Annotated in this window: 8 protein-coding genes; 6 read left to right on the top strand and 2 right to left on the bottom strand. The window is 58.2% G+C overall.

Annotated elements, in window-relative coordinates; genetic code table 11:
* Window positions 1-397: 397 nt before the first annotated feature.
* Complete coding sequence (locus F8N96_RS34665) at window positions 398-1,618, bottom strand: CaiB/BaiF CoA transferase family protein (RefSeq protein ID WP_150801624.1); 1,221 nt, start codon at window positions 1,616-1,618, stop codon at window positions 398-400.
* 13 nt (window positions 1,619-1,631) lie between these two features.
* Window positions 1,632-2,813 carry an acyl-CoA dehydrogenase gene (locus F8N96_RS34660; protein ID WP_150746523.1) on the bottom strand — a complete coding sequence of 394 codons (1,182 nt, stop codon included), beginning with the start codon at window positions 2,811-2,813 and terminating at the stop codon, window positions 1,632-1,634.
* A gap of 159 nt (window positions 2,814-2,972) precedes the next feature.
* Between F8N96_RS34660 and F8N96_RS34655 the strand changes: the two genes are divergently transcribed.
* The 6 genes from F8N96_RS34655 (at window position 2,973) to F8N96_RS34630 (ending at window position 9,451) form a co-directional block, all read left to right on the top strand.
* Window positions 2,973-3,893, top strand: a complete 921-nt coding sequence (locus F8N96_RS34655) for a LysR family transcriptional regulator (RefSeq protein WP_150801623.1) — start codon at window positions 2,973-2,975, stop codon at window positions 3,891-3,893.
* Between the two features lie 413 nt (window positions 3,894-4,306).
* Window positions 4,307-5,428, top strand: coding sequence for a Re/Si-specific NAD(P)(+) transhydrogenase subunit alpha (locus F8N96_RS34650; RefSeq protein WP_150801622.1), 1,122 nt, complete (start codon window positions 4,307-4,309; stop codon window positions 5,426-5,428).
* Window positions 5,429-5,443: 15 nt separating this feature from the next.
* Complete coding sequence (locus F8N96_RS34645) at window positions 5,444-5,797, top strand: NAD(P) transhydrogenase subunit alpha (protein ID WP_150801621.1); 354 nt, start codon at window positions 5,444-5,446, stop codon at window positions 5,795-5,797.
* Entirely contained in the window at window positions 5,794-7,230 is a 1,437-nt protein-coding gene (locus F8N96_RS34640) for an NAD(P)(+) transhydrogenase (Re/Si-specific) subunit beta (RefSeq protein ID WP_150801620.1), read from the top strand. The genes F8N96_RS34645 and F8N96_RS34640 overlap by 4 nt, the downstream gene beginning before the upstream one ends.
* A gap of 191 nt (window positions 7,231-7,421) precedes the next feature.
* Complete coding sequence (locus F8N96_RS34635; protein WP_150801619.1) at window positions 7,422-8,915, top strand: acetyl-CoA hydrolase/transferase family protein; 1,494 nt, start codon at window positions 7,422-7,424, stop codon at window positions 8,913-8,915.
* Window positions 8,916-9,235: 320 nt separating this feature from the next.
* Entirely contained in the window at window positions 9,236-9,451 is a 216-nt protein-coding gene (locus tag F8N96_RS34630) for a DUF1127 domain-containing protein (RefSeq protein ID WP_150801618.1), read from the top strand.
* Window positions 9,452-9,823: the final 372 nt, after the last annotated feature.

Raw genomic sequence — 9,823 nt, 5'->3', positions numbered from 1 at the left:
GAAATCCTCAACAACTTCAACCACTTGGCGCTTCCGATCTCTCGTCAGCGGGAGGCGAATTCTACAGCGTTAGTCGCTGCTGTCAACACCTCTTTTTCTCCGCTTTCGACCGAGAAGATCGAACCGTCAAAAGAGCCAAACAACACCGCTCTCTCAACTCCTTCTGGGCTTCGATGAACTGAAGCAACTCGCTGCCGAAAACTGCGTAACCCTTTGTTTACCAAGGAGTTTTCCGTTTCGACTGCGCCGGAAGTGGGGCGAATTATAGACTTCCAGAATCTGCCGTCAAGCGTTAATTCCGCTCATCTATCAATAACCTGCCAAAGGCCGGAAAAAAGCCATCCGCCCCGGCTGGAGAAAGGAAAACGCCCCTTCTATATAGGAATAGGAGGAACCTTCAAAGCACTCCGGCCTCTTTAAAGGCAGCGACCGCATCTGCATCCAGGCCCAACACCCGCTGCAAAACCTCCAGCGTGTGCTCGCCCAATAAAGGAGGCGCATTGCGGTACTTCACAGGCGTCTCGGACAGACGAATCGGACTCGCCACCTGCGGCACACTCCCGGCCAGCGCATGAGGCATCTCAATCGCCAGGCCACGCGCCTTGACCTGAGGGTCGGCAAACATCTGAGCCAGATCATTGATCGGCCCGCAGGGCACGCCTGCCTGCTCCAGCTGCAGCACCCACTCGGCAGTCGTCTTGAACACCGTTGCCTGGCGGATAAGCGGAATCAACAGCGCACGGTTCGCCACCCGCAACTTGTTGGTCGCAAAGAGTGGATCATCCGCCCACTGGGGCTGACCCGCCACTTCGGCAAACTTGCGGAACTGCCCGTCATTACCCACGGTGAGGATAAAGTCGCCATCCGCCGTAGGAAAGTCCTGATAAGGCACGATGTTCGGATGAGCATTACCCAGGCGTTTCGGAGCATTGCCTGTCGTCAGGTAATTCATTGCCTGGTTAGCCAGGCAAGCTACTTGAACATCCAGCAGCGCCATATCTATATGCTGACCGCCGCCGTCATGATCGCGGTGAGCCAATGCCGCCAGGATCGCCACTGTCGAGTAGAGTCCGGTCAGGATGTCGGTCAGCGCCACGCCAACTTTCACCGGCCCCGCCCCTTCCTCGCCTTCAGGTCGCCCGGTCAGACTCATCAATCCGCCCAACCCCTGGATCATGAAGTCATAACCGGCGCGCTTGGCGTAAGGCCCCGTCTGGCCAAATCCGGTAATCGAGCAATAGATCAGGTTCGGATTGATGGCCTTGAGCGACTCATAGTCCAGCCCATAAGCCGCCAGACCTCCCACCTTGAAGTTTTCGATCAGGATGTCCGACCTGGCCGCCAGCTCACGCACCAACTTCTGCCCCTCCGGGCGCGTGAAGTCGATGGTGACTGATTGCTTGTTGCGATTGGCCGACAGGTAATAGGCCGCTTCGCTGGTGTTCTCGCCATGGGCGTCTTTCAGGAAAGGAGGCCCCCAGGCGCGCGTATCGTCACCGTTGCCCGGCCGCTCGACCTTGATTACGTCGGCACCAAGGTCGGCAAGGATCTGCCCGGCCCACGGCCCGGCCAGTACCCGCGATAAATCCAGTACCCGTAGATGCGATAGCGCGCCCATGGACGTTCTCCTGTTAATAGAACGCCTGGAGGCCGGTCTGCGCACGACCGAGGATCAGCGCGTGGACGTCGTGCGTACCTTCATAGGTATTCACCACTTCCAGGTTGACCAGGTGACGCGCGACGCCGAACTCATCGGAGATGCCGTTGCCGCCCAGCATGTCGCGCGCCATGCGAGCAATATCCAACGACTTGCCGCAGGAGTTGCGTTTCATCATCGAGGTGATCTCGACCGCAGCCGTGCCTTCATCCTTCATGCGGCCCAGACGCAGGCAACCTTGCAGCGCCAGGGTAATTTCCGTCTGCATGTCGGCCAGCTTCTTCTGGATCAGCTGAGTGGCGGCCAATGGACGACCGAACTGCTGGCGATCCAGCGTGTATTGGCGAGCGGTGTGCCAGCAGAACTCGGCGGCGCCGAGTGCGCCCCAGGAAATACCGTAACGCGCCGAGTTGAGGCAGGTAAAAGGACCTTTCAAACCACGGACGTCAGGAAAGATGTTCTCTTCAGGGACAAACACGTTATCCATGACGATCTCGCCGGTGATGGATGCACGCAGGCCGACCTTGCCGTGGATCGTCGGGGCGCTCAAACCTTTCCAGCCTTTCTCCAGTACGAAGCCACGGATATCGCCTGCATCGTCCTTGCCCCAGACCACGAATACATCGGCGATCGGGCTGTTGGTGATCCACATCTTGCTGCCGGTGAGGCTGTAGCCGCCTTCCACTTTGCGCGCACGGGTAATCATCGCACCCGGATCGGAACCATGGTTCGGCTCGGTCAGGCCGAAGCAACCGATCCATTCGCCCGAGGCCAGTTTCGGCAAGTACTTCTGCTTCTGGGCTTCAGTACCAAACTCATTGATCGGCACCATTACCAGCGAAGACTGCACGCTCATCATCGAGCGATAGCCGGAGTCGACACGCTCGACTTCACGGGCGATCAGGCCGTAGCTGACATAGTTCAGGCCGCTGCCACCGTACTGCTCAGGGATGGTCGCCCCCAACAGGCCCACTTCGCCCATCTCGCGAAAGATCGCCGGATCGGTCTTTTCATGGCGGAAAGCTTCGAGTACACGCGGCGCGAGCTTCTGCTGAGCGAATTGCTCGGCAGTATCGCGGATCATGCGCTCTTCTTCGGTGAGCTGTTGATCCAGCAGCAGGGGATCGATCCAGTTGAAGCTTGCTTTACCGCCCATGAGTGTGTCCTCTCGAATCGGGTCAAAATATCGTGGATTGATCCTAGGCCGGGTTCGGCGTCACGGCAAACGAGGATTTTGCATACTGTTGTGCTAATTTCTCACTCCGAAAGGTCGCCAAAACGGATTTCATGCGATGTATTAGTGAGGTTGACGTACATGCGAAGGAAAATACCCAGCACCACTGCCCTGATCAGCTTCGAGGCAGCAGCGCGCCACGAAAGCTTTACCAAGGCCGCCCAGGAGCTTTCGCTGACTCAAGGCGCGATTTGCCGGCAGATCGCCAGCCTGGAAGAGTTCCTGAGCGTCGAACTGTTCCGCCGCTCGCGCCGCGGGGTCAAGCTGACGGAAGCCGGACTGTCCTATAGCCGACGGGTGGCCACCCAACTCGATGCGGTCGAACGGGACACCTTGTCAGTGATGGGTCAGCAGGGCACCAATATGATCGAACTGGCCGTCGTACCGACCTTCGGTACTCAATGGCTGCTACCAAGGCTCAAGGACTTCCAGGAACAACACCCGGAAGTGACGGTCAACCTCACCAATCGAACGCGACCCTTCCTGTTTGCCGACACCGACTTCGATGCTGCGATCTATTTTGGCGACGCTGACTGGTCGGGCACCGAATCCCACAGGTTGATGGGTGAAAGTCCGATGCCCGTATGCAGCCCCGACATATTGGGAAAAAAGTCCGGCCTGACGCCCGGTGAAATCGCCGAATTACCCCTGTTGCAACAGACCACGCGCCCCTATGCCTGGCGTCAGTGGTTCAATTCACAAAATCTTAATATCCCGCGAGACATGACAGGACCGCGTTACGAGCTATTCTCCATGCTGGCCCAGGCGGCGATGCACGATATGGGGATCGCTTTGATTCCGCCGTTCCTGATCCAACGTGAATTGGCGGAGAAGCGATTGGTGATCGCCAACCCCGATGCGCTCTCGAGCATCAAGGCTTATTACCTGATGATTCCTGAACGAAAGGTCGAATCAGCGTCTTTAAGGGCATTTCGCGATTGGCTGGTCAATCAGGCACACAGCTACAGCCTAGAAGGACAAAGGCCCCACCCAATTACTTGACTTAGTAGTCAACAAAACCAAAGCCCTACAGATATACGTATTTGTCGCATATGCGAAAACTGTACTGACAAGCCGTACAAACGTCCCACAACCGCCTGAAATCGTGGCCTTGAGCCTGTTTTTAAGCGATGGCACCTCATTCGATGCGCCGATGGGCAAAATTTTTGATTTGCCGCCAGAGTCCTTGCAAGGCACGGCCTGCAAGGGATTGAGCCAGTTGGTTGCGACATTCGGTCACGGGGTGACTTGTAGTTAATTTTCCGTCACCCGTCATAATCCCTTGATGGGTACAAAGTTCGCCTGCAAAATGCCGCACCCCGCCCTTGTTTGGCGGGATCGTGCTGATCGGCCGCCCCAGCCGCACCATCCGCAGTGCATGGGTTTACTCAATAAGATCACGCAGGAGATTTGACGTGCACATTGGTGTTCCTCTCGAAACCCAGACGGGTGAAACACGGGTTGCTGCTACCCCGGAAACCATCAAGAAGCTGATTGGCCAGGGGCATAAAGTCACTGTGCAAAGCGGCGCCGGCATCACTGCCAGCGTTGTCGACAGTGCTTATGAAGCGGCAGGCGCAACCATTGGCAGCGCCAACGAAGCGTTTGGTGCCGAGCTGATTTTGAAGGTGGTCGCTCCCAGCGACAGCGAACTCGCTCTGATCAAGAGCGGCACCGTTGTGGTGGGCATGCTCAACCCGTTCAGCAACGAAACCATTGCCAAGATGGCTGAATGCGGCATTACCGCGTTCGCGCTGGAAGCCGCGCCACGCACCTCCCGCGCGCAGAGCCTGGACGTGCTGTCGTCCCAGGCCAACATCGCCGGCTATAAGGCCGTGTTGCTGGCTGCCTACCACTATCCGCGCTTCATGCCGATGCTGATGACCGCTGCGGGCACCGTGAAAGCGGCGCGCGTGCTGATTCTCGGTGCCGGTGTGGCTGGCTTGCAGGCCATTGCCACGGCAAAACGCCTGGGCGCAGTGATCGAAGCTTCCGACGTGCGTCCTGCGGTTAAAGAGCAGATCGAATCCCTCGGCGCCAAGTTCGTCGACGTGCCTTACGAGACCGATGAAGAGCGCGAATGCGCCGTCGGTGTCGGCGGGTACGCACGCCCCATGCCCGCCAGCTGGATGCAGCGTCAGGCCTTGGCCGTGCACGAGCGCGCCAAACAGGCTGACATTGTCATCACTACTGCACTGATTCCGGGCCGCAAGGCTCCGACGCTGCTAAGCGCGGAAACCGTGGCGCAGATGAAGCCAGGCTCGGTAGTCATCGACCTCGCCGCAGCCCAGGGCGGCAACTGCCCGCTGACGGTGGCCGATCAGGTGGTCGTCGAAAATGGTGTAACCATTTGCGGTCCGACCAATCTGGCCGGCGCAGTCGCGGCAGATGCATCGGCGCTGTATGCGCGCAACCTGCTGGACTTCCTGAAGCTGGTCTTCAACAAAGAAGGCCAGTTCGAAGTGAACCTCGAAGACGATATCGTCGCCGCGTGCCTGATGTGCCGCGACGGCCAAGTCATCCGCAAAAACGACTAAGCAGGGATTCAGACGATGGAAGAGCTTATCTCCCCCGGTATCTACAACCTGATCATCTTCGTGCTGGCGATTTATGTCGGTTATCACGTGGTCTGGAACGTTACACCTGCACTGCACACGCCGCTGATGGCGGTGACCAACGCCATTTCGGCCATCGTGATCGTCGGTGCCATGCTGGCAGCGGCGCTGACCGTGACACCACTGGGCAAGACCATGGGCACCCTGGCCGTGGCCTTGGCCGCGGTCAACGTGTTCGGTGGCTTCCTGGTCACCCGGCGCATGCTGGAAATGTTCAAGAAAAAAGCGCCTCCGGCAAAAGCGCCGGCAGCCAAGGCCGAAGCAGTCAAGGCTGAGGTGCAGCAAGCATGAGCATGAACCTGGTTACTTCCCTGTATCTGGTCGCCTCGGTCTGCTTTATCCAGGCGCTCAAGGGACTCTCGCACCCGACCACGTCGCGTCGTGGCAACTTTTTCGGCATGCTCGGCATGGGGTTGGCGATCCTGACTACCGTCGGCCTCATCTATAAGCTGGGGGCAGGGCTTGCCACCGCTGGCATCGGTTACGTCATCGTCGGCCTGCTGGTCGGCGGCACGGCCGGTTCGATCATGGCCAAGCGCGTTGAAATGACCAAGATGCCGGAGCTGGTCGCCTTCATGCACAGCATGATCGGTATGGCCGCCGTGTTCATCGCCATTGCTGCTGTCGTAGAGCCGCAATCGCTGGGCATCGTCAAGCAGCTGGGTGATGCGATTCCTGCCGGTAACCGTCTGGAGCTGTTCCTCGGCGCGGCCATCGGTGCAATTACCTTCTCCGGTTCGGTGATCGCCTTCGGCAAGCTCTCGGGCAAGTACAAGTTCCGCCTGTTCCAGGGCGCTCCGGTGCAGTTCGGCGGCCAGCACAAGCTGAACCTGCTGCTGGGCCTGGCGACACTGGGCCTCGGCGTGACCTTCATGCTGACCGGCAACCTGAACGCCTTCGCGCTGATGCTGGCCCTGGCCTTCGTGCTGGGCGTGCTGATTATCATCCCGATCGGCGGCGCGGACATGCCGGTGGTGGTGTCGATGCTCAACAGCTACTCCGGCTGGGCAGCGGCAGGTATCGGCTTCTCGCTGAACAACTCGATGCTGATCATCGCAGGTTCGCTGGTGGGCTCGTCCGGTGCGATCCTCTCGTACATCATGTGCAAGGCGATGAACCGTTCGTTCTTCAACGTACTGCTCGGCGGCTTCGGCAACTCTGCAGATGCAGCTGGCCCGGCCGGCTCGAAAGAAGCCCGCCCGGTGAAATCCGGCTCGGCTGACGACGCGACCTTCCTGCTGACCAACGCCGATACCGTGATCATCGTTCCGGGCTACGGCCTGGCCGTAGCACGGGCGCAGCACGCGCTGAAGGAGCTGACCGAGAAGCTGACCCATCGCGGTGTGACCGTGAAGTACGCGATCCACCCGGTTGCCGGCCGCATGCCTGGCCACATGAACGTATTGTTGGCCGAGGCCGAAGTGCCTTACGACCAGGTGTTCGAGATGGAAGACATCAACTCCGAGTTCGGTCAGGCCGACGTGGTGCTGGTGTTGGGTGCCAACGACGTGGTTAACCCGGCCGCCAAGAACGATCCGAAGTCGCCGATTGCCGGCATGCCAATTCTCGAAGCGTTCAAGGCCAAGACCATCATCGTCAACAAGCGTTCGATGGCCAGCGGCTATGCCGGTCTGGACAACGAACTGTTCTACCTCGATAAAACCATGATGGTCTTCGGCGATGCCAAGAAAGTCATCGAAGACATGGTTAAAGCCGTCGAGTAAATCCCGCGCAAACAGCAACACCCAAAACCTCAGCCTTTAGCCGGCTGGGGTTTTTTATTGCCCGTGAATTGACCCATTAACCCGACCAAAGGCTCTAAATCAGGGCTCGGCATTCGACCATGGTAGCGGGACGGATTTTTTTCAAATCACTAGACTGCACACCTTGCTTTCGTTACCCGAGATAACCCTCCATGTACCGTGATCGTATTCGCCTGCCTTCGTTGTTGGATAAAGTGATGAGCGCCGCTGACGCTGCCGCTCTGATTGAGGACGGCATGACCGTCGGCATGAGTGGTTTCACTCGCGCCGGCGAAGCCAAGGCCGTACCCCACGCATTGGCCGAACGCGCCAAGCTGACCCCGCTGAAAATCACCCTGATGACCGGCGCGAGCCTGGGCAACGACCTCGACAAACAGCTGACCGAAGCCGGCGTATTATCACGACGCATGCCATTCCAGGTCGATAGCACGCTGCGCAAGGCGATTAACGCCGGCGAAGTCATGTTCATCGACCAGCATCTTTCGGAAACCGTGGAACAGCTGCGCAACCAGCAGCTCAAGCTGCCGGACATCGCGGTGATCGAGGCTGTGGCAATCACCGAGCAAGGCCATATCGTACCGACCACTTCGGTGGGCAATTCGGCCAGCTTTGCGATTTTCGCCAAACAGGTCATCGTTGAGATCAACCTGGCGCACAACCCGAACCTGGAAGGTCTGCACGACATCTATATTCCGACCTATCGCCCGACTCGCACGCCGATCCCGCTGGTAAAGGTTGACGACCGGATTGGCAGCACCGCCATCCCGATCCCGGCGGAAAAAATTGTTGCAATCGTCATCACCAACCAGTCCGACTCGCCCTCTACCGTGTTGCCGCCTGATGTTGATACCCAGGCCATTGCCGACCACCTGATCGACTTCTTCAAGCAAGAAGTGGCTGCCGGGCGTATGACCAACAAGCTAGGTCCGCTGCAAGCCGGGATCGGCACCATCGCCAACTCGGTGATGTGTGGCCTGATCGATTCACCTTTCGAAGACCTCACCATGTACTCCGAGGTTCTGCAGGACTCGACCTTCGACCTGATCGACGCCGGCAAACTGAGCTTCGCGTCGGGCAGTTCGATCACTTTGTCGGCCCGTCGCAATACCGATGTATTCGGCAACCTGGAGCGCTACAAGGACAAACTGGTCCTGCGCCCGCAGGAAATCTCCAATCACCCTGAGGTGGTGCGCCGACTCGGCATCATCGGCATCAACACCGCGCTGGAATTCGACTTGTACGGCAACGTCAACTCCACCCATGTCTGCGGCACGCGGATGATGAACGGGATCGGCGGCTCGGGCGACTTCGCGCGCAATGCGCACCTGGCAATCTTTGTCACCAAGTCGATCGCCAAGGGCGGCGCGATCTCCAGCGTGGTGCCCATGGTCAGCCACGTCGACCACACCGAACATGACGTCGACATCCTCGTCACCGAGGTCGGCCTGGCCGACCTGCGCGGCCTGGCGCCGCGGGAGCGGGCTCGCGTCATCATCGACAACTGCGTGCACCCGGACTATCGCCAGGCGCTGGATGACTACTTCACCGCCGCGTGCGCAATCGGCGGCCATACCCCGCATATCCTGCGCGATGCACTGAGCTGGCACATGAACCTCGAAGAAACCGGACGCATGCTTGCCGTGTGAGGGAACACAGATAGTGGCTGACGCAACCACAGTTTCGTCAGCCTTCTATTGCCAAGCAAAAATTTGTTTAAAACTGTACTGCTGTACCGGTCTTTTCCTGCAGTTTTTCCCCACCTTTCCAAGCCAAAGCAGCAAAAACGCACCAAGTTAGTGCAGATAGGTACAGTTGCCTCAATTTTGACCAGTACACCGCCTATTAACAGTTAACTGGTCCCTCACAATACAGGTGAACTGTATCTACAGGGACTGGCCAAACAAGAGGATCATTGGCATCAGTTAAACCACTACCTAATCCCGCCACAAGCGGAAGGATGCTTACCATGGAACGTACACTCAGTTCCGAACTGTTCTTCGAAGACACCGCAGCAAAAGCCCAGACTTCCATGCCTCTGCGCGTTCTCGCCAACTTGATGCTGTGGCAGCGCCGCATCTCCAGCCGCCATCAACTGGCTCGTCTGGATTCGCGTCTGCTGGCTGACGCCGGGATTAGCGAAGCACAACGCTATGAAGAGCTGAGCAAGCCGTTCTGGCGCTAAGTAGCGTCGCTGGCTCTGACCTGAAGGGTCCACCGCCAGCAACCCGAATTGAACAAACAAGACCCGTCGTGGGAAACCGCGACGGGTTTTGTCGTTTCAGGGCTTGGAAAAGCCATACAGGTACAGTTGTTAGAATACTAATTATAACCGGTACACTTTGTAGGAGCTGCCGAAGGCTCGGGGCGCGTCCGACTTTTGATCCTGGATGTTGGTGGGATTCAAGATCAAAAGATCACAGCCTTCGGCAGCTCCTTGTATCTCGACTATCGCTCCATCAGGAGCGATAGTTCTCGACTGATCATCGAGGGAGGGACCTGGAAGCCGTGCAGCTCCTTAGGCTTTGTGCCTGTGATGTAGATTGTGCTCCAGCCC

The sequence above is a fragment of the Pseudomonas fluorescens genome (genome assembly GCF_902497855.1).
GTDB lineage: Bacteria > Pseudomonadota > Gammaproteobacteria > Pseudomonadales > Pseudomonadaceae > Aquipseudomonas > Aquipseudomonas fluorescens_BI.
The sequence above is the reverse complement of the archived record's forward strand: the minus strand, read 5'-3'. Positions and strand labels throughout refer to the sequence as shown.